The organism is Actinopolyspora alba (genome assembly GCF_900112765.1).
GTDB lineage: Bacteria > Actinomycetota > Actinomycetes > Mycobacteriales > Pseudonocardiaceae > Actinopolyspora > Actinopolyspora alba.
Map to the genome: position 1 here is coordinate 383,530 of NZ_FOMZ01000001.1, position 25,378 is coordinate 408,907.

Genomic DNA, 25,378 nt, shown 5'->3' on the forward strand with positions numbered 1-25,378 from the left:
GCGCGGAACAGACCTCCGCAGCCGCGACCGGTGAAGTTCACCCGACCAATACAACACCGACCAGCGACACGCACGGATCGACTAGGACGGCGACCGACACCGGAATTACTTTTCCTTTTCCCGGTCCTTCACTTCTTTCCGGATCAAAAATGCGACCCCAACGAGGCAAACCAGTTGAAGCAGGCGAAGCGAGAAACCCGACGGCAAATAATTCGACACGACAAAGTGATCGGCGAGCGCAAGCAGCACGAAGCCCGCCATCCCCAGCAGAGCGATCACCAGATACAGGATATTTCTTTTGTCCACTTTCCCAAGCTAACCCGCCCCGAAGAAGCCGATCAAGGCAGCGCTGACGTCGAGCACCGTGAAACGCAGCACGAGCGCCGCCGGATCTATGGCGGCGTACGTGTTGTTCAATCGAGGCTAAGCGCACGGCCCCACCCGAGGCGCCACGTACCGCGCGATCCGCGCTCAACCCGGCTCGGCGGGCACCAGCACGTTCACCGCGCCGGGAACGCACTCGGCGGTCAGCGGCAGCCGCGCCAGTGGCTCGCCGTCGCCGTAGGCGGTGACGCCGGGTGTGGACACCGACACCCGCCGGGCCCGAACCGTGGTCACCTGCGAATACTCCACGTGCCTGGCGTCGTAGACGGTGGGCAGCAGCCGTATCAACCGCCGTGCCGCCACCGGCCCGATCACGGTGACGTCGAACCAACCGTCCACGCAGGACGCACCGGGGCAGATCCGCATCCCGCCGCCGTAACTGGGCCCGTTGCCGATCGCCACCAGCACCGCGCTGGTCTCCCACGACTCGCCGTCGAGTTCGAGGCGGTAGTCCAACGGCCGCAGCTTGGCGAGCTCCGCGACCACCGCCAGGTTGTAGCGCCACTTGCCGCGCGGCCAGGACATGCGGTTGGTGCGCTCGTTGACCTTGGCGTCGAACCCGCACGCCAGCACGGTGCCGAACCACTGCTCACCACATCGACCGGCGTCGATGGCACTGGTGACGCCCGCGAGCACCACCCGCGCGGCGTCCTCGGGATCGCTGCCGTGCAGCCCCAACATCCGCGCGTAGTCGTTCCCGGTGCCCGCAGGGATCAGCCCGATCGGCGTGGCGGTGCCGACCGCTGCCCGCAGCGCGATGTTCATGATGCCGTCACCGCCGCAGGCGACCAGCGCGTCCGTGCCGGAGGCGACGGCGTGCTCGGCCAGCCGCGCGGCGTGCGCGGCGTCGGTGCCCACCAGTTCGGTGACGGACGCACCGTCGCGTCGCAGCCGTTCGGCGGCGCGACGGGCCGCCTCGCGTGCCCGCCCCTTACCGGAAGTCGGATTGACGAGTAAGGAGATGTCGCGCACCGGCCGCTCCCTCGTTCACTGTTACAACGGTTGCCCGGCCGACCTGCCCGACCGAGTGTTCCCTCGGGGTTTCCGGGGACACGGTCGACGGAACCTCCACCGGGCCGTTTCATCCCTCGCCGCACCGAGCGGTGCTCAACCGAGCGTCGATTTCCCGAGAAATCGCCGCGCCGGTGAGGCGGCACGGCCCGGTGCGGTGCGACGTCAATTTCCCGAGAAATCGCCGCGCTCTGGTGGGGTAATCACTTCGGCGGGAGCAGTTTCCCGGGGTTGAGCACCCCTTCGGGGTCCACGGTCTCCTTGACGGCGCGCAGTACGTCGAGGCCGAGTTCGCCGACCTCCTCGACCATCCAGTCGCGGTGGTCGGAGCCGACCGCGTGGTGGTGCGTGATGGTCGCGCCGACCGAGGCGATCGCGTCGCCCGCCGCCCGCTTGGCGTGCTGCCACTGCGCCACCGGATCCGCCGCACGCGCGCAGGCCACGGTGAAGTACAGCGAGGCGCCGGTCGGGTAGATGTGCGAGACGTGGCACATCACCAGCGGCGGAGTCCCCTGCTCTCCCAATGCTTCGGTGAGCGCCCCGTGCACGGCTTGATACGTCCGGTCCAGATTGGACCACGTGGTGGCGGTCTCCAGGGTCTCGGCGAGGGTGTTCACGTCCAGCAGCGCGTCGCGCAGGTACGGCGCGTGGAACCGGCCGCGGTCCCAGGAGTCCGCCGGTTCCGCACCGAGCGAGCTGCCGCCCGCCGCGCGCAGCAGTTCGGCGATCTCGGCGTGGCGGGCTTCGACGTGCTCGGCCGTGCCCTCGTAGGTGGTCACGGCCAGACAGCCACCGGAGGGCGCGCTCTCCCCAACCTCGGAAGAGGCTAGGTTCAGCCCGGTCTCGGTCTCGTCGGACAGCCGTGCCACGGTCGGCAGCGAACCGGTCCGCGCGAGCTGCCGCAGCGCCGCCGCCCCGGTCGCGAAGTCCGGGAAGGACCACGCCTCGTGGCGCGTCTCGACCGGTGCCGGACGCACCCGCACGGTCACCTCGGTGACCACGCCGAACGCGCCCTCGGAGCCCAGGAAGAGCTGCCGCAGGTCCGGCCCCGCCGCCGAGGCGGGCGCGCGCCCGGGGTGGATCGTGCCGCGCGGGGTCGCCACCCGCAGGTCCAGCACCATGTCGTCGAACCGGCCGTAGCCAGCCGACGCCTGCCCGGAGGACCTGGTGGCGGCGAAACCGCCGATGCTGGCGTACTCGAAGCTCTGCGGGAAGTGCCCCAACGTGAAGCCCCGCTCCCGCAGCAACCGCTCGGCCTCCGGGCCGCGCAGCCCCGCCTGCAGCGTGGCGGTGCCGGACTCGGTGTCCAGTTCGAGCAGTCGATCCAGCCTGGCGAGGTCCAGGGCCACCACGACCGGCAGCGCCGAGCGGTCCGGGCTCACCCCGCCGACCACGCTGGTGCCGCCGCCGAACGCGATCACCGCGACCCGGTGCCGGGCGCAGGCGCGCAGCACCAGTTCGACCTCCTCGTGGCCGCCGGGCCGCACCACCGCGTCGGGGGCCTCGTCCGCGTCACCGGAACGGCGGCGCAGCAGGTCCGGGGTGCTCTTGCCGCCGGTGTGCAGCAGTCGCGTGTGCTCGTCGGTGTGCAGGTGTTCGGCACCGACGGCGTCCTGGATCGACGCGCGGGCCACGTCCGGCAGCGCCGACTCGCGGATCCGCACCTGATCGCGAGGAACCGAGGGGGTGTCGCGGCGGGGCACGCCGAGCGCGTCGGTCAGCAGCGCGCGCAGGTGTTCGGGCAGCGGATCGGCCTCGGAAGCGGTACCCCACGCGTTCCACATCGGCTCCGGGGTGCGGTGCTGCGGTGCGGTCATGCGCTACAGTTTTACACATGACGTCAAGTCGTAATGAAGACGGCATCCTGGACGCCGCGCGCGAGTGCGTCCTCGCCGTCGGGATGCGCCGTACGACGCTGACCGAGGTGGCACGCCGCGCCGGGGTGAGCCGACCGACCGTCTACCGCCACTGGCAGGACATGCGCTCGCTGGCCGCCGACCTGCTGACCAGGGAGCTCCGCGCGCTGCTGCCCGACGACGAAGAGACCGGCGGCGACGCCCGCGAGCGCGGGTTGGACCGGATCGTCAGCACCGTGGCGGCCGTGCGCGAGCACCCGCTGCTGCGCAAGATCCTGGAGACCGATCCGGAACTGCTGATCACCTACACCTTCGACCGGCTCGGAACCAGCCAGCGCGAGATACTGGAGGTTTTCGCCGCCGCGATCCGAGAGGGCCAGCGGGACGGCTCGATCACCGACGGCGATCCCGAGGAGCTCGCGGCGATGCTGCTGCTGGTCACCCAGTCCGCCGCGCTCTCCTCCCGCCTCGTGGCGGACCAGCTGCCCGCCGAACGCCTGGACGAGCAGCTGCGCACGATGCTGGAGAACTACCTGCGCCCCGAATCCCCGAAGTAGGGGTTCGTCAACTCGACTCCCGTGAGTGCTCGGGTGGCGGAACCTCTCGCGGGCTCTCGCTCCGTGCGGCCCGACATCGAGCAGCGGTATCGAACCTCGACAAGGAGTGCCCCATGCGCGACACCTCGCTGAACGCCGCCCGCAGGAATCGCGAACTGTCCGAACTGGCCGAGACCGAGCGGGTGGATCTGCTGGTGATCGGCGGCGGTGTCACCGGCACCGGAGTCGCGCTCGACGCGGCCTCCCGGGGGCTGTCGGTGGTGCTGGCCGAGCGGCACGACCTGGCGTTCGGCACCAGCCGGTGGAGTTCCAAACTCGTGCACGGCGGGTTGCGCTACCTGGCCTCCGGCGACGTCGGCATCGCGTACGAGAGCGCGGTGGAACGCGGAATCCTGCTGCGCCACACCGCCCCGCACCTGACGGCGCCGTTACCGCAGCTGGTGCCGCTGCTGCCGGAGACGAATACACGGCAGGCCGCGTTGGTGCGGACGGGCTTCCTGGCCGGGGACGCGCTCCGACTGGCAGCGCGGACCGGTTCGAGCTCGCTGCCCCGCTCCAGAGGGATCGGCACCGCCGAGACGCTGCGCATGGCTCCCCCGGTCCGGCACGAGGGATTGCGCGGCGGGCTGCTGGCCTGGGACGGGCGGTTGACCGACGATGCCAGGCTGGTAACCGCGATCGCCCGCACCGCCGCCGGACACGGCGCCAGGGTGCTCACCAGGTGCGCCGCCGAGGACGTCACCGGCGAAGGGGCCGTGCTGCGCGATCGGCTCGGCGGCGGGACGGTGCCGGTGCGGGCGCGGGCCGTGGTCAACGCGGCGGGTGTGTGGGCCGGTGAGATCGCCGGGGACCTGAAGCTGCGGCCCAGCCGCGGAACGCACCTGGTGGTCTCGGCCGAGTCACTGCCCGGCCTGCACGCGGGACTGACGGTGCCGATCCCGGGAACCACCAACCGGTTCGTGTTCGCGCTGCCCGCCGACAACGGAAGGGTCCACATCGGACTCACCGATGAGGATGCCCCCGGAGACGTGCCGGACGTCCCGGAGGCGGCGCGGCACGAGGTGGACTTCCTGCTGGAGACGATCAACACCGTGCTCACCGAACCGCTGCGCGCCGCCGACGTGCTCGACACGTACTCGGGGCTGCGTCCGCTGCTGGACGGCGGCACCGGCGGCGAATCGGGCGGCAGCGCGGACCTGTCCCGGAGCCACACGGTGCTGACCGGCGAGAACGGCGTGATCAGCGTGGTGGGCGGCAAGCTGACCACCTACCGGCGCATGGCCGAGGACGCGGTGGACGCGGCGGTTCGGCACGCCGGGCTGAGCGCGGGACCGTGCCGCACCAGGCGACTGCCGCTGGTGGGAGCGGCCGACCGGGCGCGGTTGTCCCGGGTGCGCGCACCGCGTGAGCTCGTCACGCGCTACGGCACGGAGGCTCCGGCCGTGCTCGAACAGGCCGAGGGGGACGGTGCCGCGCTGGAACCGATCACCGGGAACGTGTCTACCACCCCCGCCGAGCTGCGGTTCGCCGTGCGGCACGAGGGCGCGCTGGACACAGCGGACCTGCTCGACCGCAGAACCCGCGTCGGCGTGGTGGCACGCGACCGCGAGGCCGCGCTGCCCGCCGCGCGGCACGCGCTGGAATGAGGCGAGCGCACCGGAAGGAGCGCCCACTCGGAAAAGGACCACCGGCGAGCACTCAGGCCCGGGCCGGAACACCGACGACGGCCTCGTGCCCGTCGTCGGCCTCGCGGCCCTCGTCGGTCCGCACGGCAGCCAGGTACTCCGCTATGGCGTCCCTGTTACGGGTGAGACACCTGATACGTTGCGTCATCCGGTCGAGTTCGAACTCCAGAGTCGCGAGCATCTCCGGTGTCGCGTCGGAGAAGTGGATCACACGGGGCTGGTTCAGACAAGGAAGGATCTGCTTGATGATCCGGGTGGGCAGCCCGGAATCGAGCAGTCCTCTGATCTGCGCCACGCGATCCACATTGGCCTCGTCGTAGTCGCGGTACCCGTTGGCCGATCGCGTCGGCGCTATGAGCCCCTGTTCCTCGTAGTAGCGGAGCAGCCGACGCGAGGTACCCGTCCGCTCCGACAACTCACCGATTCGCATATGTCGTGAATCACCCACCATCCCCATTGACCCTCACACAAGTGTGAAGGTCTCAGTCTAGCCGCATGTCCAGTACACAGCTACACGCCGAATCCGAACAACGCGGAAAGCTCCCGCTGAGAGCACTGCTGGCGCTGGCGACAGCCGCCTTCATCACGGTCCTCACGGAGACGTTGCCCGCCGGTGTGCTGCCCGCGATGAGCTCCGACCTCGACGTCAGCGAGTCCGCCATCGGCCAGCTGGTCACGCTGTACGCCCTCGGGACAGCGGCCACGGCCATCCCGCTGTCCGCCGTCACAGCGGGGTGGCGGCGCAAGAGACTGCTGCTGACCGGTGTCGTCGGCTTCGCGGTGGCCAACACGGTCACCGCACTGTCGACGTACTATCCGCTGACCATGGCTGCCCGTTTCGTGGGCGGCGTGGCCGCTGGCATCGTCTGGGCGCTGCTGGCCACCTACGCCCGCCGCATGACACCGGAACCCATGCAGGGCAGGGCCATAGCGATCGTGATGGCGGGTATCCCGCTGGCGCTGTCGCTGGGAGTGCCCGCGGGAACCTTCCTCGGTGAACTGCTCGGCTGGCAAGTCACCTTCTCGGTGATGTCGGTGATAGCCCTCGCACTGATCCTGTGGATCGCGGCGACGGTTCCCGACTACCCGGGCCACGAACGTGGTGGACGAATTCCGCTCACGCGAACCCTGGCCATCCCCGGTGTCGGAGCCGTCCTGTTCGTGACCCTGGCGTTCGTGCTGGCGCACAACATCCTCTACACCTACATAGCCACATTCCTCGGGCACGTCGGCCTCGGTGGCTCGGTGAGCCTGGCCCTGCTGATCTTCGGTATCGCCTCCATCGTCAGCATCTGGATCGTGGGGGCGCAGATCGACCGTCGACTGCGGACGCTGACCATCGCGGGCACGCTTCTCGTGGCCGCGGGTGCCACCCTGCTGGCCGTACTCGCGACGAGTCCCACGCTGGTCTACCTCGCCGTCGCGCTCTGGGGCCTGGGATGGGGAGGCGTTCCCACGCTCCTGCAGACCGCCGTGGGCGACGCTGGTGGCAAGGCCGGTGACACGGCACTGGCGATACTGGTCACCCTGTGGAACGTGGGGATGGCCGCCGGTGGCGTCGTCGGCGGGGTCATCCTCGACCTCTTCGGCCCCACCGCCTTCCCGTGGAGCGTGCTGGTCCTGCTGCTCCCGGTGCTGATCGCGGTCCTCGCGGCGAGCCGTCACGGTTTCCCCCGAAAGAAATCGGCACCGCTGGAAGCGATCCCGGAGCCGGCGAAATGACCGGTCCGGATCGAATCGTGGGCTCGGGCCCGAACGAGCAGCACTCGACCTGAGTCCGGAACCGTCGAGCACGGTGGTGATGCCGCGCGAGCACCACCACCGTCCTCGGATCGGCTCACCCGGCCGCCACGGGCGCGGCGGCCAGCGACTCCACCAGCTTGCCGCACCAGTCCAGCAACTCCTCGTCCCGCAGCTGCGGCGCTCCGATGTTGCCGCCCGCGGCGCCCTCGGTCGGCCGGGCCACCGAAACGGTGCGCACGGCCGACTTGTAGACCGCCTTCGGGTAGAGCCGCTTCATGCGCATCTGGGCCGAATCGGACAGTTCCAGCGGCGCGAACCTGATCGAGGTTCCCTGCAACGTCACCTCGGTCACGCCGTACTCGCGGCACAGCTGGCGGAACGCGGTGACCCTGAGCAGTCGTTCCACCGACCTCGGCGGCGTGCCGTAGCGATCGGCGAGCTCGTTGCGCACGGCGTCCAAATCGGACTGTCCGGAGGAGGCGGCGATCTTGCGGTAGGCCTCCAGCCGCAACCGCTCCCCCGGCACGTAGTCGTGCGGGATGTGCGCGTCGACCGGCAGGTCCACCCGCACGTCGGTGAGTTCCTCCTGCTCCTCCGGCTCGGCCCCGGCGTCCTCGCGATAGGCCTGCACCGCCTCGCCGACCAGCCGCATGTACAGGTCGAAGCCCACCCCGGCGATGTGCCCGGACTGCTCGGAACCGAGGATGTTGCCCGCGCCCCGGATCTCCAGGTCCTTCATGGCCACGGCCATCCCCGCCCCCAGCTCCGAGTTCTGCGCGATGGTGGCCAGTCGGTCGTGCGCGGTGTCGGTCAGCGGCTTCTCCGGCGGGTAGAGGAAGTACGCGTAGCCGCGCTCCCTGGCCCGGCCGACCCTGCCGCGCAGCTGGTGCAGCTGCGCCAGCCCCAGCGCGTCCGAGCGGTCCACGATCAGCGTGTTGGCGTTCGAGATGTCCAGACCGGTCTCCACGATCGTGGTACACACCAGTACGTCGTACTCGCGTTCCCAGAATCCCTGGATGATCTTTTCCAGCCGGTCCTCGTTCATCTGCCCGTGCGCGGTGACCACCCGCGCCTCCGGAACGAGTTCACGCAGGTGCCGGGCGGTCTTCTCGATATCGTGCACCCGGTTGTGCACGAAGAACACCTGACCGTCCCGCAGCAGTTCCCGTCGCACCGCCGCGGCGACCTGCTTCTCGTCGTAGACGCCGACGTAGGTCAGCACCGGGTGGCGCTCCTCGGGCGGGGTGAGGATGTTGGACATCTCGCGGATGCCCGCCATGCTCATCTCCAGGGTGCGCGGGATGGGGGTGGCCGACATGGTCAGCACGTCCACGTGGGTGCGCAGCTGCTTGATGTGCTCCTTGTGCTCCACACCGAAGCGCTGCTCCTCGTCGACGATGACCATCCCGAGGTCCTTGTAGCGCACCCCCGTCTGCAGCAACCGGTGGGTGCCGATGACGATGTCCACCTCGCCGGTGAGCAGCCCGTTGACGGTCTGCTCGGACTCGTGCGGATCGGTGAACCGGGAGAGCCCCTTGATGTTGACCGGGAAGGAGTGCATCCGGTCGGTGAAGGTGTTCAGGTGCTGCTGCGCCAGCAGGGTGGTCGGCACCAGCACCGCCACCTGCTTGCCGTCCTGCACCGCCTTGAACGCCGCGCGCACCGCGATCTCGGTCTTGCCGTAGCCGACGTCACCGCAGATGACCCGGTCCATCGGGACCGAGTTCCGCATGTCGGTCTTGACCTCCTCGATCGCGGCGAGCTGATCACCGGTCTCGGTGTAGGGAAAGGCGTCCTCCAGCTCGCGCTGCCACGGAGAGTCCTCGCCGAAGGCGTGACCGGGCGCGGACTGCCTGGCCGCGTAGAGCTGGACCAGCTCCGAGGCGATCTCCTTGACCGCCTTGCGGGCCTTGGCCTTGGTGTTCTTCCAGTCGGAACCGCCGAGCTTGTTCAGCGTGGGGACCTCGCCACCGACGTAGCGCGAGACCTCGTCGAGCTGGTCGGTCGGCACGAACAACCGGTCGCCCGACTGACCCCGCTTGCTGGAGGCGTACTCCAGCACCAGGTACTCGCGGGTGGCACCGCCGATGGTGCGCTGCACCATCTCGACGTACTTGCCGATGCCGTGCTGCTCGTGCACCACGTGATCGCCCGGTTTGAGCGCGAGCGGATCCACCCCGTTGCGCCGCCGCGAGGGCATCCGGCGCATGTCCTTGGTCGAGGTACCGCCGCGACCGCCGGTCAGATCGGCCTCGGTGAGCACCACCAGCCCCACGTCGGGGGCCGCGAAGCCGTCCTCCATGTCGGCGCGCACCACCGTGACCACACCGGCCTCCGGGGCCTCCGCGAGCCCGTTCTCGGCGTGCCGGGCGGGCAGATCCACCTCGCCCAGCTGCTGGACGGCGCGCTGCGCGGTACCGGTGCCGGGCACCACCAGCAGGGTGGCACCACCACCGGCGGTGTGGGCGCGCAGGTCGTCGAAGGCCCGCGACACGTCACCGCGGTACTGCTCGACCTGCTTGAGCCCGAGCCGCAGGGCCTCGTCGTCACCCTCCTCGACGCTGCTGAACTGGCTCAGGGTCCACCACGGCAGCCCGAGTTCGCGGGTGTACTCGGCCACCTCGGCCAGGTCACGGTAGGCGGAGGCGCCGAGATCGATCGGGGCCTTGCCGCCGTCGGCCGCGACCATCCAGGAGGCTTCGAGGAACTCCTCGCCGGTCCGCACCAGATCCGCGGCCCGTGCCCGGACCTTCTCCGGATCGGCGAGCACCACGTGAGTGCCGTCGGGCAGCAGATCGGTCAACAACTCCATCCTGCCCGCGCACAGCGCCGGTATCAGCGCCTCCATGCCTTCGGTGGCGATCCCCTCGGCGATGCCGTTGAGCATCTCGCCGAGCTGCGCGTCACCCGAGTGGTGTTCGGACAGTTCGCGGGCCTTGGCGCGCACGTCCTCGGTGAGCAGCAACTCGCGGCACGGCGGTGCGTGCAGCCGGGGCGGGTCCTGCTCGTCGGCGCCGTCGGACAGCGAGCGCTGGTCGGAGACCGAGAAGGGGCGGATGGCGGTGACCTCGTCGCCGAAGAACTCCAACCGCAGCGGGTGTTCCTCGGTCGGCGGAAAGACGTCGACGATGCCGCCGCGCACCGCGAACTCACCGCGCTTCTCGACCATGTCCACGCGGTTGTAGGCGAGTTCGGTCAGGCGGGTGGCGAGCTGTTCGAACTCGTGTTCCTCGCCCACCCCGAGCAGCACCGGGGGCAGCTCCCCCAGGCCGGGCGCGACCGGCTGAATCAGGCTGCGCACGGTGGTGATCAGCACCCGCAGGGCCCCGTGCGGGTGTTCCTCGGGATGCGCGAGCCTGCGCAGCACCGCGAGTCGCCGCCCGACGGTGTCCGCGCGCGGGGACAGGCGCTCGTGCGGCAGGGTCTCCCAGGAGGGCATCACCTCGACCCCCTGGGGGCCGAGCAGCGAGGAGACGGCCGCCGCGATCTCGTCGGCCTCCCGGCCGGTCGCGGTGACCAGCAGTACCGGTCGGTCGCTGCCGCCGAGTCGGCTGCCCGCCGCCAGCGCGGTGGCGACCAGCGGTCGCGCCGCGGCGGGCCCCTCCATCGACAGCCGCGGCGAATCGGCCACGGCCGCGACCCGCCCCAGCGCCGGGTCACGCGAAAGAGTTTGGAACAGTCCGGCCAGCGGCCCAGCCTGGGTCATGGAACAACCTCGCACCGCGACGAAGGGAACGTCGGCACACGATCCCGCGAACAGTGGGAACACCGTGGAAGCGGCCTCGCCCGCCGCAGGGCACTGCCTCCGGCCCGCGGGCACCCGAACCAGCGTACGACTCGCGGGCGGTGACTCCCGGGCGGCCCGCCCCATCCCGTGCGGGACGCCACCTCGTTCGGGCAGGGGCGCTTCGCACTCCGGTAACGACACCGCACCGCTCCGGGCAGGGCACTGTCGTCCCGGTTCGCCGGGTCCGGAAACGATGCCAGGATGTGGGTATGGTCACACCCGATCGTTCCCAGCTTCCGAATCGACCGGTGATCTCCCGCCGCGCGGTGCTCTCCGGCATGGCGGGCACGTTGCTGCTGGGAGGCTGCGGCGGTGGGGGCACCGACGGGGAACGCACCACTACACCGGATCCCGCGCCACCGCTGCGGGTGGAGGTGCTGTCCGACCGGCTGGAGCACGGTTGGGACGTGGGATTCCTGCCGAACGGTTCGGCACTCGTGACGCAGCGCCCCGGCCGACTGGCCGTGGTCGGCGATTCGGGAACCGGCACGGTCCGGGCGAACTTCGACGACCTGCTCGCTCGCGGGGAGGGCGGCCTCATGGGGCTGCTGGTGGACCCCGACTTCGACGAGAACCGGCGGTTCCTGACGTGCCAGACGCACCAGCGCGACGGCGAGACGATCGACATCCGGCTGGTCGAGTGGCGGTTGTCCGCCGACGGACGGCGGGCCGAACGAACCGGCACGCTGCTGACCGGGCTGCCGCTCAACCCCAGCGGCAGGCACTCGGGGTGCAGACCCGCCCTCGACAACGACGGGAACCTGCTGGTCACCACCGGGGACACCGCGCGCTCCGGGGTAGCGCAGGACCGGGGATCACTGGGTGGCAAGGTGCTGCGGCTACGGCCGGACACCGGTGATCCGGCACCGGACAACCCGATGATCGACGCGTCGGATCCCGCCACCCGGTTGATCTACACTTTCGGACACCGCAACCCGCAGGGTGTGGCAGTGCGCGAGGACGGCGAGGTGTTCGTGGCCGAGCACGGCCCCGATGTGGACGACGAGCTGAACCGGCTGGTTCCGGGCGGCAACTACGGCTGGGCCCCCTCACGGGGCGGACGGAGCGGATACTACGACGAGTCGGTGCCGATGACCGATCGGGAGCGGTTCCCCGACGCGGTGCCCGCCGTGTGGACCTCGGGCGACGAGACCGTGGCGGTCTGCGACGCGACCTTCCTGCGCGGTTCGCGCTGGGGATCGTTGGAAGGGGTTCTCGCCGTCACGACGTTGAAGGGCAGCAAGCTGCTGCTGTTCCGACTGTCCGACGACGGTCGCTCGGTGCGGCGGATGTGGGTACCGAAGGAGCTGGACGGCACCCACGGCAGGTTGCGAGCCGCCACGCTCGGCCCGGACGACGCGCTGTACCTGACCACGTCGAACGGTTCCGGCGATCAACTGCTGCGGGTCGCCCCTGCCTGATCTACGGCGGTACCGCGCCGGTTCCGCCGCTCGGGGCGGCGGTGAGCGAAGCACGGTGTGTCGGTGTTCACGGGCGGTTGTGGCAGCGGTACCGCCGAACCTAACGTTGTCTACTCGACAGTAACTTTTGCCGCTGATACACCGCGTTCTCGGCGCGGCACGGAAGGAACACACCGATGAACATGCTGCTGCGCCTGGTCGTGCTCGCGGTCAAGACCGTGTTCGGCCGCAGGGTGCACCCGCTCGGCCCCTGCTACACGAACTTCCGGGTGGCGCCCACCGATCTGGACCTGCTGGGGCACATGAACAACGGTGTCTACTTCTCGATCTTCGATCTCGGGCGTATCGACCTGATGCTGCGCTCCGGAATACTGCGCAGGATACGGCCGAAGGGCTGGTACGCCGTGGTCACCAACGAGACCGGATCGTTCCGCCGCCCGCTGCGGCCGTTCCGCGCGTTCACGCTGCGCACCAGGATCATCGGCTGGGACGAACGACACCTGTTCATGGAGCACCGGGCGGTCAGCGGCGGAAAGCTCACCACCACGGCGGTGATCCAGCTCAGGTTCCTCTCCAAAACCGGTGAGCGGGTCACCCCGGAGCAGGTGGCGAACCTGCTGCCCGGCTCCGTGGAGCGTCCGGAACTGCCCGAATGGGTGGCCCAGTGGAGCAAGGCCGGATACGAACACACCCGCGAACTCGAACAGGAAAAGTGAGTGCTCGTCGGCTCGAGTTGCTCGGATGGTGCTGTGGCGGAACCTCCCGCACGGCTCTCGCCGCGGGTCCGGAGACATCGGGTAGGTAGTTCGGCCCGCGTCGATGGCGCGGCGATTTCGCGAGAAATCGACGCACACGGGGCCGCACCACACCACCGGGGGCGACAATTTCGCGAGAAATCGACGCCGCCGGGATCGAAGCGGGGAGCTACTCACTCGGGGTCGTGGTCGCGGCTGCGCAGCCGCGGATCGTGTTCCAGGTGCGAGAGACCGTTCCAGGCGAGGTTGACCAGGTGGGCGGCGACCTCGTCCCTGCCGGGCCGGTGCACCTCCAGCCACCACTGCGCGGTCAGCGCCACCATCCCCACCAGCGCCTGGCTGTAGAGCGGGGCCAGTTCGGGATCGTAACCGCGGGCACTGAACTGGAGGCCGAAGATGTGCTCGACCTGGCTGGCTATGTCGTTGAGCAGCCCGGAGAACGTTCCGGTGGTGCTGGCCACCGGAGAATCACGGACCAGAATCCGAAAGCCGTCCGTGGAATTGTCGATGTAGTCCAGCAGCGCGCAGGCCGCCTGTTCCAGCAGCTCGCGCGGATGCCCCGCCGACAGGGCGGAGACGACCCTGTCGAGCAGCGTCTGCATCTCGCGGTCCACGACCACGGCGTAGATGCCTTCCTTACCACCGAAGTGCTCGTAGACCACCGGCTTGGAGACCTCGGCACGATGGGCGATCTCCTCGATGGAGGCGCCGTCGAAGCCCTTCTCCGCGAACAGCGCCCTGGCGACGTCCAACAGCTGCTGCCGACGTTCCTTGCCGGTCATCCGCACCCGGCCGGCCCCGCGGGAGCCGTTGCCACCGGAAGCACTGTCGGACCGGCCCCGTCCACGTCGCCGTACCGCCATGACAGATCACCCTACGTACCGGTGAGGCTTCCCGTGAACACGCCTCCGTCGTGGTGTCGGGCCGGGGTGTGCCGCGGCCCGCGCACCGAAGCGGCCCCCTCACGCCCACGGGGCCTCGCGAGCTCCCACCACAGGTGAGGCCGACGCGGGGCGGGAACACCGCGCCATGTCGGTCCTCGCCGCGCGAGAGCCCGCGAGCGATTCCGCGACGGTTCACCCCGGCGAACCGGAGTGAGCAGCTCCTGTCGGATCGGTGGCCTCAGCCGTGCTCCTCGGTAACCGAGATGCGGGCGAGCCGCTGCTCGTTGGGCCAGCGGACCTTCCAGGCCCAGCCGAGCTTCTCCAGCATCCAGATCAACCGTGCCGAGATGTCGAGCTGCCCCTTGAGCACCCCGTGCCGCGCGCAGGTCGGATCGGCGTGGTGCGAGTTGTGCCAGGACTCGCCGAACGAGATCAGCGCCAGCGGCCAGAAGTTGGCGGCCTTGTCACGGCTCTTGAACGGACGCTCGCCGATCATGTGGCAGATGGAGTTCACCGACCAGGTGATGTGGTGCAGCACCGACACCCGGACCAGACCGGCCCAGAAGAACGCGGTGAGCGCTCCCCACCAGGACCAGGTGATCAGCCCGCCGAGCACGGCGGGGAGCACGAAGCTGGCCACGGTCCACAACGGGAAGAGCCTGTTGATCCGCTCGAGGACGCGGTCCTTGAGCAGGTCGGGAGCGAACCGATCCACGTTGGTCACGTCACGTTCGAACAGCCAACCCATGTGGGCGTGCCAGAACCCCTTGGCCAGCGCCGTGGCGGAGCTGCCGAAGCGCCAGGGCGAATGCGGGTCGCCCTCCCGGTCGGAGTAGGCGTGGTGCCTGCGGTGGTCGGCGACCCAGTTGATCACCGGCCCCTGCACCGCGCCCATGCCCGAGATGGCCAGCAGCACCTGTACGGCTCGGTTGGTCTTGAACGACCTGTGCGTGAACAGTCGGTGGAAACCGACGGTGACGCCGAGGCCGCTGAGTACGTAGAAGACGATGGCCAACGAGATGTCCACCACACCGAGTCCCCACCCCCAGGCGAAGGGAACGGCCGCCACCAGGGCGAGCAGTGGAACTATCACGAACACGTAAACCAGGGCCTGTGCGACTCGCGGGCGATTTCCCGCGGTAAGTGGTTTCGGAGCAGCGCGCCGGGGCGGCTGCTCCGCGGCCGCGCTCTCGGTTGGTGCGGTCATATCGCTACCTCAACTGGGGTCGGGAACAGAGGTTGTACCGGTTGTTCGGAGCGGCCCGCTACCGCGTGCACACCCCACGGCCGCGCGGATGACGCCCCGGCGCGACCGGAATGCGCCATTCAGCCTACGACACCGTAACCTACGCCGGCGTAAGTTCCCGGGTTCCACCGCGCTCCCAAGCCTCACGCCGGCAGTACCCCACGTCCAGCCGGGCCGAACCAGGAGCACTTCCCGAGTGGCGTGGCGGGCCATACACAGGATGGGGGCGAACGAGACGACCCCACAACATCCATCCGGCTACGAACACCGAAACCGGACATGACATCATGTGCTCGGGCACGACAGCGGACAGTCCGACATCGTCAGCGCGGCGTGTAGTCGGTAGGCTGCGGTGTGGACATCGGTGGCGCGACACCGCGTCATCGGGAAAGTGATGTCGTGTCGTGCGGTCCGCCGTAGTGTAAAGGCAGCACCTCGGATTTTGGTTCCGATAGTCCAGGTTCGAATCCTGGCGGCGGAGCGACCGGCACCCCGGTTGACAACACGCACCGGCCTGGCCCGGCCGGATTTGGCAGGGGGTGTGTGCCGCTGCGCGACGACGTGGTTGACGCGCGGGAGGGAGCGGCAACCTCGCTCGGTGAACTGTCCGACGCGTGGTTGGTCGGACGTGCGCGCGAACTGCAGGTCATCGGTCAGCACAGTGATCCACAAGCACGAGACGCCACTCGTCGGGAAGCGGACAACCTCCTCACCGAGGCCCGCAGACGGGGGCATCCGAGAATGCTCGGGCAACTGCTGTGCTGCTGCGCGACACTGCGTCTGTGCACGCCGGGCATGGCCGAACAAGCCGTCCCGCTGCTGGACGAGCTGCTGACGCACGCACGAAGACACCGCCTCGACGTACTTCGTGCCGACGCGCACGCCCTGCGCGGCAGGCTGGCCCTGCTGGACGGCAACGAGGACAACGCCCTGAACCAGGCGGCGGAAGCATTGGTGATCCTGGACGACGACCTGGTGCCGGACGCCGCGCTGGGCAGGCGCTCCTGGGAACGGCTGCTGGCCACCTCGCTGATCGACATCGGTCTCGTACTCACCCAACTGGGCGTGTTCGACATCGCCGACGAGGTGATGGCCCGAGCGCACCATCGGATCCGCGAGAGCGGCGGGCCGCACGAGATCGCCACCCACCTGATCAACCGGTGTCGGATGCTGCTCGGCTGGGGCCTGCGGCTGGAGCGGATCGGCAAGCAGGACGACGCCGACGGCAGGTTCAGCACCGCCGCGCAGATAGCGGTCGCGGTGGACGGGCCGTGGCAGGAGTCGTTGTTTCCCCGGGTTCCCGGTAGGAAGGCCGCGGAGCAGATGCCCGTGCTGGCGGCCGCTTGCGCGTTGGCGGAGCCGGACGGTTCGCACATCGACAAGTTGGAGGAGGTTTCCGATCCAGGGCTGGAACTGCCCGTGCAGGAAACGATCATCATAGCGATCGCGTTGGCACGTTGTTACGACAGCGCGGAACGTCCGGACGAGGCGACCAGGGTGCTTTCCGAGACGCGGCAACGGATCTACGAGGACATCTCCGAACCCAGCCTCCGGATCTCGTTGGTGCGCGAGTACGCCAGACGCGCCAGGCTCGATCCGGACAACACCGCCGCCGCCGTCGAGGAGTACGCCCAGGAGCTCGAATCGGAGCTGTGGACCATGCGCGCCTCGCGCAGCGCCACGCTTATGGCCCGCCTGGACCGGCAACGACTGAACCGGCAGCACCACGCGATCACCAGGCAGGCCATGCACGACCCGCTCACCGGGCTGCCCAACCGCAGAGCGCTGGACGCGAAGCTGGAGAGCATGCTGCGCGAACCCGACGCGCAGCCGCTGTCGGTGGCACTGGTCGATCTGGACGGTTTCAAGGAGGTCAACGACCAGCTCTCGCACGCCGAGGGCGACGAGGTCCTCCGGGTCATCGCGCGCACGCTCAGCGACACGCTCCGCGCCGACGACCTCGTCTCGCGCTACGGCGGTGACGAGTTCGTGGTCCTGCTGCCCGGGGTGGAGCTGGAGGCCGCCGAGAGCGCACTGACCCGCACGGTCAACGCCGTGTCCCGCCTGCCCGGTTCACTGTCCCGGGGAGTGACGCTGTCCATCGGGGTGGTGGCGATGCTGCCCCAGGAGAGCGGCAGCGAGGTGCTGGCCCGCTCCGACACCGCGATGTACCAGTCGAAACGACGGGGCGGTAACCAGGTCGCGGCGATGTCCGGGGACGCGCACCACGGTGACCCCGCCGAACCGCCGGCCTGGATTCCACCCGAATCGGAGCAGTAGTCGTCCCGGTTCGCCGAGCTTCCGGAAACCGGGATTCACGCTCCCCGCGGAGCGGTACGTGAGTCGCGACACCTCGGTGTCGCCGGGCACCCCGGCTGGTGCCCGTTCCGGCCCCCCGGGTCGCCCGGACCAACGCACGGACGAGCGGAAGGTGAACGCGCGAGAAACCACCCGAAAACCGCGCACGGAACGGACACGCGCGGTAACATTCCTCCCACCGGCACACCGTCACGTCATTACATACCGGGGCAGCGGTCCGATACAGCGTCCGGACAGTTACCCTTCACCCGATTGGACGTACAGGCACCGTCCTTACCGGGACTGCTACGGGTTCGGTCTCGCGGAGTCCGGCAGTAACCAAGGGTGGCGGTGAGTCGGCGTCGAAACCGCTGGACTCCGAGGGAGAGCATCGATGCTCGAGGGCGTTTCGGCCCAGCCGCCTTCGGACGGCATGTCTTCCGACCCCGTGAGTGTGCTCGTGCTGGCCGCGGGCGAAGGCACTCGAATGAAATCCGCGACTCCGAAGGTGCTGCACCGGATCGCGGGCAGACCGCTGCTCGAGCATTCCGTCCGCGCCGCGGCGGGCGCGGAACCGGACGAGTTGAGTGTGGTCATCGGGCACGGCAGGCAAGCCGTCGACGAACATCTCGCGGCGTTGCAGGACGGACTCGGTCGCCGCATCGAGACGGTGGTGCAGCAGGAACAGCTCGGCACCGGCCACGCGGTGCGCTGTGGCCGAGAACAACGGGAGTCCGCCGGGACCGTGCTGGTCACCTACGGTGATATTCCGCTGCTCGATTCCGCCACGATGCGGGCGCTGCTGCGTGAACACCGCCGATCCGGCAACGCGGTGACCCTGTTGACCGCCGTGGTGGAGCATCCGGCGGGTTACGGCCGGATCGTGCGCGACGCCGCGGGCGAGGTCACCTCCATTGTGGAGCAGAAGGACGCCACGCCCGAGCAGGCCACGATCGACGAGATCAATTCCGGGGTCTACGCCTTCGACGCGCGTTTCCTCGACACCGCGCTCCGGCGGCTCTCCACGGACAATTCACAGGGTGAGCTGTACCTCACCGACGTGGTGGCGATAGCCCGCGGCGAGGGGCTCGGCGTGGGCGCACTGGTGTGCTCGGACAACTGGCTGGTCGAGGGGGTCAACGACCGCGTCCAGCTCGCCTCGGTGGGGGCCGAGCTCAACCGCAGGATGCTGCTGCACTGGATGCGCGAGGGTGTCACGATCACGGATCCGAGCAGTGTGTGGTTGGACTGCGACGTGCGGCTCGGCCGGGACGTCGTGCTGGAACCGAACGTACGACTGCGTGCGGGCACGACCGTGGGGGAGGGCGCGAGCATCGGCCCGGAGACGACGCTCACCGCCTGCTCGATCGGCGCGGGCGCCGAGGTCGTGTCCACCCACGGCGAGCACGCCGAGGTCGCGGCCGGGGCCTCGGTGGGGCCGTTCGCCTATCTCCGCTCGGGCACCCGTCTCGGCGAGGACGGCAAGGTAGGTACTTTTGTCGAGGTGAAGAACGCCGACATCGGCGCGGGGACCAAGGTTCCCCATCTGAGCTACGTCGGGGACGCCACGGTTGGCACGAACAGTAATATCGGAGCCGCCACGGTTTTCGTCAACTACGACGGCGTGGCCAAACACCACACGGTAATCGGCTCCCACGCACGTACTGGTGCCGACAACATGTTCGTGGCTCCTGTTCGGGTCGACGACGGCGCCTACACCGCCGCGGGCTCGGTCATCACTGATGATGTTCCTCCTGGTGCGATGGCGGTCGCCCGGGGGAAACAACGCAACATCGAAGGCTGGGTCGCCAAACGACGTCCCGGCACAGCCGCCGACGAGGCCGCCCAGCGTGCGCTGGCCGACCGTGAGAACTCCACCGAGAACGACGAGTGACACTCGAGCTTTCCAGCCGTCAACGGGAGGGGACGATGACCGTGAGTGCAATGTCCGCGACTCCGAAGAAAAGCCTCAAACTCTTTTCCGGCCGCAGTCATCCCGAATTGGCCGAGGAGGTCGCCAAGCATCTGGACGTTACGGTCACACCGCAGGCGGCCTACGAGTTCGCCAACGGCGAGATATTCGTCCGCTACGACGAGTCGGTACGCGGTTGCGACGCGTTCGTGATCCAGTCGCACAGCAGCCCCATCAACGAGGCCGTGATGGAGCAGCTGGTCATGGTGGACGCGCTCAAACGCGGTAGCGCCAAGCGCATCACGGTGGTCCTGCCGTTCTACGGCTACGCCAGGCAGGACAAGAAGCACAAGGGCCGCGAGCCCATCTCGGCACGGTTGATGGCCGATCTATTCAAGACCGCCGGTGCCGACCGCATCCTGACCGTGGACCTGCACACCGACCAGATCCAGGGCTTCTTCGACGGCCCGGTGGACCACCTGCTGGCCCAGACCGTGCTCTCCGACTACGTCAGGGACGCCTACTCCGAGGAGCGGATCACGGTCGTCTCCCCGGACTCCGGCCGGGTGCGCGTGGCCGAGAAGTGGGCGGACAACCTGGGCGGCACCCCGCTGGCCTTCATCCACAAGACCCGCGACCCGACCAAGCCCAACGAGGTGGTGGCCAACCGCGTGGTGGGCGACGTGGAGAACCGGCTGTGCGTGCTGGTCGACGACATGATCGACACCGGTGGGACGATCGTGAAGGCCACCGAACAGCTGCTGGAAGCCGGCGCCAAGGACGTGATCATCGCCGCGACGCACGGCGTGCTGTCCGGCCCGGCCGTGGAACGGCTCTCCAACAGCGGAGCCAAGCAGGTGGTGCTGACCAACACTCTGCCGATCCCCGAGGAGAAGCGGTTCGAGAAGCTCACGGTGCTCTCGATCGCTCCGCTGATCGCCAAGGCGGTGCACCAGGTGTTCGAGGACGGCTCGGTGACCGGGCTGTTCAACGGCCAGGCCTGAGCGGCCGCCCCTGCGTGAACCCCCTGCGCGGCCGGGGGCGCGGCGATTTCGCGAGAATTTGACGCGCCCCGAGCACGGCGGACGACCGAGTCGACAAAGCCCTACCAGGAGACGTAGCCGATCAGCTTGTCCGCTGCCAGCACGACGAACAGCACCAGGCACAGTGCCAACACCGTGTTGGACAGCCATCGCGAGCGGTGGGCGGCGGGCATCCGCCCCGAGTTCAGCAGCACCAGCAGCGTCCCGGCCAGGAACGGCATGAACAGCGCGCCCAACACTCCGTAGGCGATCGTGAGCTGGAACGGCTTGTCCAGGAACAACAACGACATCGGGGGAACCGTCAGCCACAGCACGTACCCGCGGAACGGCCAACTGCGCATCCCAGCGGTGCTCCCGGGATCCGAACCGGTTTCCCCGCGTGACCACCAAGTACGCCACCAGTCGGCGAACAGCAGACTCACCCCGTTCCACACGCCCAGCAGGGATGTGAACGTCACCGCCAGGAATCCGACCAGGAACGGCAGCCGCGCCCACTGCCCGTAATCCGCGGCCAGTCGCTGGCCGAGTTCGAGCAGGCCGCGGTCACCATCGGCCATGCCCTGCCCCAGCAGCAGTTCGGATCCCACGATCAGCATCGCCACCACGAAGATGCCGGTGGTGATGTAGCCGACCGCGTTGTCGGTGCGCATGAACGGGATCCAACGCGGGGTGCGCCACCCCTTCGCCATGGTCCAGTAGCCGTAGGCGGCCATCGTGATCGTGCCGCCGACACCTCCCATCAGGCCCAGCACATAGGCCAGTGACCCCTCCGGCAGTCGGGGGACGATTCCGCCGCCGAGCGCGACGAGGTTCGGTCCGACCAGCACGGCTGTTCCCACCACGGCCACGAACATGACGCCGACCAGGATCGTCATCAGCCGTTCCAGCAGCCGGTACCGGCCCAGCCACACCAGAGCCAGGCCGACCACGCCGCAGATCATCCCCCAGTAGCGCACGGACAGCGCCGGGAACAGCGCGTTCAGCGGCAGGCCGGTGGCCGACATGGCGGTAGCGCCGTAGACGAAGCCCCACAGCACGATGTAGACGCCGAAGAATCCGGTGGCCCAGCGTCCGAGCGAGCGCCAACCGGCGAGAATGGTGCTGCCGGACCCGAGGTGCCAGCGTCCCACCGCCTCGCCGATCCCCATCTTGAAAACGGTGCCGAGCAGGATCGCCCAGAACAGCGCGTACCCGAAGCGTGATCCCGCCACCAGCGTGGCGACCAGATCGCCCGCGCCGACGCCGGTGGCGGCTGCCATGATGCCCGGCCCGACGCGCCGGAGCCTGCTGCGCCAGTCCGTGCTCGCTGGCTCACTCGCGGTGGTCTCGGCAGTCATGCGAGCCAACCTAGTATCGCGCGGCCGGGCAGGAAAGATATTGACAGCGAAACCTGTTCGGATCCGCCCCGGCACTTCACCCCGGCCGGTTAACCAGCCGGAACGGTCGCCGCATACAATGGCCTGGTTGCCTCGGCGAGGTCGGGTTCGAGAATCCGGCGTTATCGGCGTGGCGGCTGGTGGTCACCGGTGGCACACCGGTGCACCGCTCCGGCTCCCAGGGTTTCGGCAGAGCGTTCGGCGCCCCGACCGCCAGACCAGTCGCGCGTCGCGCCGCCGCAGGACAGCGACTGATGCACACCATCCCTGAGCCAAGGAGTACGTCACCGTGTCCGAAGTACGTCTCGCAGCGGAACAGCGCAACGAGTTCGGCAAGGGAGCCGCCCGCAGGTACCGCCGTGCGGGCAAGATCCCCGCGGTGCTCTACGGCCACGGTTCCGACCCGAAGCACCTCTCGCTGCCCACCGTGGATTTCGCCCGCGTGGTCCGCGAGAACGGCCGCAACGCCGTGCTGACTCTCGATGTGACGGGCGGCAAGAGCGAGCTCGCCCTGTGCAAGGAGATCACCACTCACCCGACCAAGAACTACATCGAGCACGTGGACCTGCTGCTGGTCAGGCGCGGCGAGAAGGTCACCGTCAACGTGCCGGTCGTGGTCACCGGTGAGGCCGCGCCCGGAACCCTGGTCGCCCAGGACGCGAACGAGATCCAGCTCGAGGTCGAGGCCACCCACATCCCGGAACAGCTGGAGATCTCGATCCAGGGCGCCGAGGCCGGCACCCAGATCCACGCCCCGGACGTGACCCTGCCGCGCGGCGCCACGCTGCAGAGCGGCGAGGACGTCCTGGTCGTAAACATCTCCGAGGCCCCGACCGAGGCCGAGATGGAGTCGGAGATCGACACCAGCGGTGCCGGTGTCGTCGAGGAGTCCTCCGAGGAGGAGACCGCGAACGAGTGATCGCCGATCGGTGACGCTTCGTCGGCTCGGTTTTCATACCCGTTCTCGACGGGCGTGTCGAGGCGTGACAAAGTTCCACCAGGACAACGGGTGTGGCCGCACGGATCGACTCGGGTGGCCACACCCTCTGGTATCGGCTGATCCGAGGATGTCGTGAGTACACGGGACAGTGAAGACGCGGACCGACTCGCACTGATCGTCGGGCTGGGGAATCCGGGACCGCGGTACGCGGGCAACCGACACAACGTGGGGTTCCTGGTGGCCGACGAACTGGCCGAACGTGTCGGCGGCAAGTTCAAACGACACAAGTCCGGCGCCGACGTCGCCGAGGGCAGACTGGACGGCACCCGTGTCGCGCTGGCCAAGTCCCGCTCGCTGATGAACCTGTCCGGCGGCCCCGTGGCGGGAGCCGCCCGGTTCTACAAGGTCGCTCCGGAGTCGGTGATCGTGATCCACGACGAACTGGACCTGGCGTACGGCACCGTTCGTCTCAAGCGGGGCGGTGGGGAGAACGGCCACAACGGGCTCCGCTCCATCAGCAAGTCGCTCGGCACTCGCGACTACCTGCGGGTGCGGTTCGGGGTGGACCGCCCGCCGGGGCGGATGGATCCGGCCGACTACGTGCTGCGCGACTTCTCGCGCACCGAGCGATCCGAACTCGGGTTCTTCGTCGATCGCTGCGCGGACGCGGTGTCGACACTGGCGGCCGAGGGCCTGGAGGCCGCGCAGAACGAATTCCACTGACGGTGTGCCGATTGCGCTACCGGGGTCCCGACTGCGCTGCCGGGGTTACACCGCTGTGCGATCCGAGCCACGCACATTTCACGAGAAATCGACGTCAACCGTGGGCGCACCACCACTCTCGCCGAGCCGGACGATTTCGCGAGAAATTTACGCCCCTCGCGGAACCGTTTCGGATCATCCGAGCGAACCGAACCTCACGTCGCTGCACGGACATCGTTCGTCCGGGGTGAGTCCTGTTCCGGGAGGCTCTCACAGGTAACCGGAAAGGGTCACGAGGGTTCTCGATAGTGGACCACTGCTTGCGGGAGCATCACGCCCTCACCAAGGTCTCGGTTGTCACAGGCGCCGTTCGGACTCGAATGTGAGAATAAATCGTGTTGTGGAATCGTCGTATGTTTCGTCGCGCCAGCGTCGGCATGGCCGGGGTGGTCGCCCTGACCATCGCACCGACCGTACCGGCGGCACTGGCCACGGCCCCGGCGACCCCGCAGATGGAGAAACCGAGCTCGACGAAGATCGTCGAGAAGCTGTCCTTCACCTCGTCCGGCATGGAACTCTCCCTGGGTAACCAGAATTTCGTGATTCCGCTGACAGGATCGGTCATCATGGATGGCGCTCCTCCTGTCACACCGGGGCAAACCACTGCCATCGATATCAGAAATCTGAAAGCGCACTCGGTTTCCCCCGAAGACGCATCTCCCCGGCAGAGTTCTCCGGCTCAGCGGGATCTGGGACGGGTTCGCGTCGAACAGAACGCCGGCGCGAACAGTTCGCTGACCATGACCCAGCAATTCCCGCCGAGATTCGTGCAGAGCATGCTCCTCGACTTGAACATATCGATCGAGAACCCGCCAGAAGGACTGCGGGAACAGGTGGATCCTCGTGGAACACAGCAAGGACCTCTTGTCCTGACCACGAAGAATCCGGCCCAACTGGTAGGCGAACTCAAGCAGTTCCCGCCCCGCGGCGCGGAGTACGAATCGCAGGAACCTGTCGAGCTCGTCCCGGAGGACGACCAGAGTACGACGATAGGCCGTGTTCTCGGCCTCCCCGTGATGGTTGATGTCCTCTGACCCCCACATCACACGGTGGTCCGATCTCCTGCCGTACCGTGGAGATCGGGCCGACGTGCGTATCGGGACCTCCCGAACTCGATCCGCCCGGGACGAGGTTTCCGTAGCGTGCGACCGGGCCCTCCCGAAGCCCGACTCGCACCTCGGTTCGGAAGACCGATGAACCGGTGCGTCGATCAAGGAGCGAGGTCCAACCGTGGAAGACCTCGCGAGCGAGTTCGCGACACTGCTGCTGGGCGGCACTCCGTGGCTGGTCCTCGGCAAGTTCCTGCACTGGCTCGCGACGGGACGGATCTCGCTCGCGCGACGCGGATCCAGCGGGGCGAGGGTCGAGCTCGTGGGCTGGCTGCTGCTGGCGACGCTGGACGCCCACACCGCCGCGCTGTGGTCCGGCATCGCCAACCAGCCCGAAGACGTGTGCGAACCGACCGCGTGGGAGCCGACACCCGGTCTCCGCATCGAGAGCGGTTCCTTCTTCGACTACCCGGTCACAACACGCTGCGTGTGGCCCGACGGGCACACCACGAGTCTGGTTCCCTGGCAACTCAACGCCGCTACCCTGCTGCTTTTCACAGCGACGATCGCGGTCCTCGTGCACACCGCCGTCCGCGCCCACCGCCACCGAGCCGTACGGCGGCACACCGTGCGGTAGACGCGAGTCGCGCGCCGTCCGAGTGGGAATCG

20 protein-coding genes and 1 tRNA gene are annotated in these 25,378 nt (G+C 68.6%); 13 read left to right on the forward strand and 8 right to left on the reverse strand.

The annotated features are described in order from the left end of the window. Nucleotides 1–105 precede the first annotated feature (105 nt). From BM150_RS23985 to BM150_RS01650, 3 genes are all read right to left on the reverse strand, one after another. Nucleotides 106–279: a hypothetical protein gene (locus BM150_RS23985; RefSeq protein ID WP_175496632.1), complete on the reverse strand. Its 174-nt coding sequence runs from the start codon at nt 277–279 to the stop codon at nt 106–108. A 192-nt stretch (nt 280–471) separates the two neighbouring features. After that, nucleotides 472–1,356, reverse strand: coding sequence for a diacylglycerol kinase (locus tag BM150_RS01645; protein ID WP_092922652.1), 885 nt, complete (start codon nt 1,354–1,356; stop codon nt 472–474). A 242-nt stretch (nt 1,357–1,598) separates the two neighbouring features. Beyond that, nucleotides 1,599–3,212, reverse strand: a complete 1,614-nt coding sequence (locus BM150_RS01650; RefSeq protein ID WP_092922655.1) for an FAD-binding oxidoreductase — start codon at nt 3,210–3,212, stop codon at nt 1,599–1,601. Between the two features lie 17 nt (nt 3,213–3,229). Here BM150_RS01650 and BM150_RS01655 point away from each other — a divergent pair, with 17 nt between their 5' ends. Together BM150_RS01655 and BM150_RS01660 are read left to right on the forward strand one after the other, a co-directional pair. Then, nucleotides 3,230–3,808, forward strand: coding sequence for a TetR/AcrR family transcriptional regulator (locus tag BM150_RS01655; protein ID WP_092922658.1), 579 nt, complete (start codon nt 3,230–3,232; stop codon nt 3,806–3,808). Between the two features lie 113 nt (nt 3,809–3,921). Further along, nucleotides 3,922–5,454 carry a glycerol-3-phosphate dehydrogenase/oxidase gene (locus BM150_RS01660; RefSeq protein WP_092922661.1) on the forward strand — a complete coding sequence of 511 codons (1,533 nt, stop codon included), beginning with the start codon at nt 3,922–3,924 and terminating at the stop codon, nt 5,452–5,454. A 52-nt stretch (nt 5,455–5,506) separates the two neighbouring features. Here BM150_RS01660 and BM150_RS01665 read toward each other — a convergent pair whose 3' ends face one another. Beyond that, complete coding sequence (locus tag BM150_RS01665; protein ID WP_092922664.1) at nt 5,507–5,923, reverse strand: MerR family transcriptional regulator; 417 nt, start codon at nt 5,921–5,923, stop codon at nt 5,507–5,509. 65 nt (nt 5,924–5,988) lie between these two features. Here BM150_RS01665 and BM150_RS01670 point away from each other — a divergent pair, with 65 nt between their 5' ends. Next, nucleotides 5,989–7,215, forward strand: a complete 1,227-nt coding sequence (locus BM150_RS01670; protein ID WP_092922667.1) for an MFS transporter — start codon at nt 5,989–5,991, stop codon at nt 7,213–7,215. A 115-nt stretch (nt 7,216–7,330) separates the two neighbouring features. On the opposite strand, the gene mfd is transcribed toward BM150_RS01670, so the two are convergent. Then, nucleotides 7,331–10,942: a transcription-repair coupling factor gene (mfd, locus tag BM150_RS01675; RefSeq protein ID WP_092923286.1), complete on the reverse strand. Its 3,612-nt coding sequence runs from the start codon at nt 10,940–10,942 to the stop codon at nt 7,331–7,333. A 290-nt stretch (nt 10,943–11,232) separates the two neighbouring features. On the opposite strand from mfd, the gene BM150_RS01680 reads away from it, so the two are divergent. Both BM150_RS01680 and BM150_RS01685 read left to right on the forward strand, forming a co-directional pair. After that, nucleotides 11,233–12,444, forward strand: coding sequence for a PQQ-dependent sugar dehydrogenase (locus tag BM150_RS01680; protein WP_217641294.1), 1,212 nt, complete (start codon nt 11,233–11,235; stop codon nt 12,442–12,444). Between the two features lie 176 nt (nt 12,445–12,620). Then, nucleotides 12,621–13,160 (forward strand): thioesterase family protein, encoded by a 540-nt coding sequence (locus BM150_RS01685; RefSeq protein ID WP_092922670.1) that lies wholly within the window; start codon nt 12,621–12,623, stop codon nt 13,158–13,160. 212 nt (nt 13,161–13,372) lie between these two features. Here the strand turns inward: BM150_RS01685 and BM150_RS01690 are convergent, their stop codons facing one another. Both BM150_RS01690 and BM150_RS01695 read right to left on the reverse strand, forming a co-directional pair. Beyond that, the gene (locus tag BM150_RS01690; RefSeq protein ID WP_139219434.1) at nt 13,373–13,981 is read right to left on the reverse strand and encodes a TetR family transcriptional regulator; all 609 of its coding nucleotides are present in this window, start codon (nt 13,979–13,981) and stop codon (nt 13,373–13,375) included. A 340-nt stretch (nt 13,982–14,321) separates the two neighbouring features. Continuing rightward, nucleotides 14,322–15,290 carry an acyl-CoA desaturase gene (locus BM150_RS01695; protein ID WP_092922676.1) on the reverse strand — a complete coding sequence of 323 codons (969 nt, stop codon included), beginning with the start codon at nt 15,288–15,290 and terminating at the stop codon, nt 14,322–14,324. A 449-nt stretch (nt 15,291–15,739) separates the two neighbouring features. On the opposite strand from BM150_RS01695, the gene BM150_RS01700 reads away from it, so the two are divergent. From BM150_RS01700 to BM150_RS01715, 4 genes are all read left to right on the forward strand, one after another. Then, nucleotides 15,740–15,810: transfer RNA gene (locus BM150_RS01700), tRNA-Gln, on the forward strand. A gap of 62 nt (nt 15,811–15,872) precedes the next feature. Further along, entirely contained in the window at nt 15,873–17,609 is a 1,737-nt protein-coding gene (locus tag BM150_RS01705) for a GGDEF domain-containing protein (RefSeq protein ID WP_092922679.1), read from the forward strand. 412 nt (nt 17,610–18,021) lie between these two features. Continuing rightward, nucleotides 18,022–19,521, forward strand: coding sequence for a bifunctional UDP-N-acetylglucosamine diphosphorylase/glucosamine-1-phosphate N-acetyltransferase GlmU (glmU, locus tag BM150_RS01710; RefSeq protein WP_092922682.1), 1,500 nt, complete (start codon nt 18,022–18,024; stop codon nt 19,519–19,521). Between the two features lie 35 nt (nt 19,522–19,556). Next, the gene (locus BM150_RS01715) at nt 19,557–20,543 is read left to right on the forward strand and encodes a ribose-phosphate diphosphokinase (protein WP_092923291.1); all 987 of its coding nucleotides are present in this window, start codon (nt 19,557–19,559) and stop codon (nt 20,541–20,543) included. 101 nt (nt 20,544–20,644) lie between these two features. Here BM150_RS01715 and BM150_RS01720 read toward each other — a convergent pair whose 3' ends face one another. Then, nucleotides 20,645–21,919, reverse strand: a complete 1,275-nt coding sequence (locus tag BM150_RS01720; protein ID WP_092922685.1) for an Nramp family divalent metal transporter — start codon at nt 21,917–21,919, stop codon at nt 20,645–20,647. 328 nt (nt 21,920–22,247) lie between these two features. Here BM150_RS01720 and BM150_RS01725 point away from each other — a divergent pair, with 328 nt between their 5' ends. The 4 genes from BM150_RS01725 (at nt 22,248) to BM150_RS01740 (ending at nt 25,346) form a co-directional block, all read left to right on the forward strand. Further along, nucleotides 22,248–22,877 (forward strand): 50S ribosomal protein L25/general stress protein Ctc, encoded by a 630-nt coding sequence (locus BM150_RS01725; RefSeq protein WP_092922688.1) that lies wholly within the window; start codon nt 22,248–22,250, stop codon nt 22,875–22,877. A 153-nt stretch (nt 22,878–23,030) separates the two neighbouring features. Further along, entirely contained in the window at nt 23,031–23,621 is a 591-nt protein-coding gene (gene pth, locus BM150_RS01730; protein ID WP_092922691.1) for an aminoacyl-tRNA hydrolase, read from the forward strand. A gap of 392 nt (nt 23,622–24,013) precedes the next feature. After that, nucleotides 24,014–24,694: a hypothetical protein gene (locus BM150_RS01735; protein ID WP_092922694.1), complete on the forward strand. Its 681-nt coding sequence runs from the start codon at nt 24,014–24,016 to the stop codon at nt 24,692–24,694. A 196-nt stretch (nt 24,695–24,890) separates the two neighbouring features. Then, entirely contained in the window at nt 24,891–25,346 is a 456-nt protein-coding gene (locus tag BM150_RS01740) for a hypothetical protein (protein ID WP_092922697.1), read from the forward strand. Nucleotides 25,347–25,378: the final 32 nt, after the last annotated feature.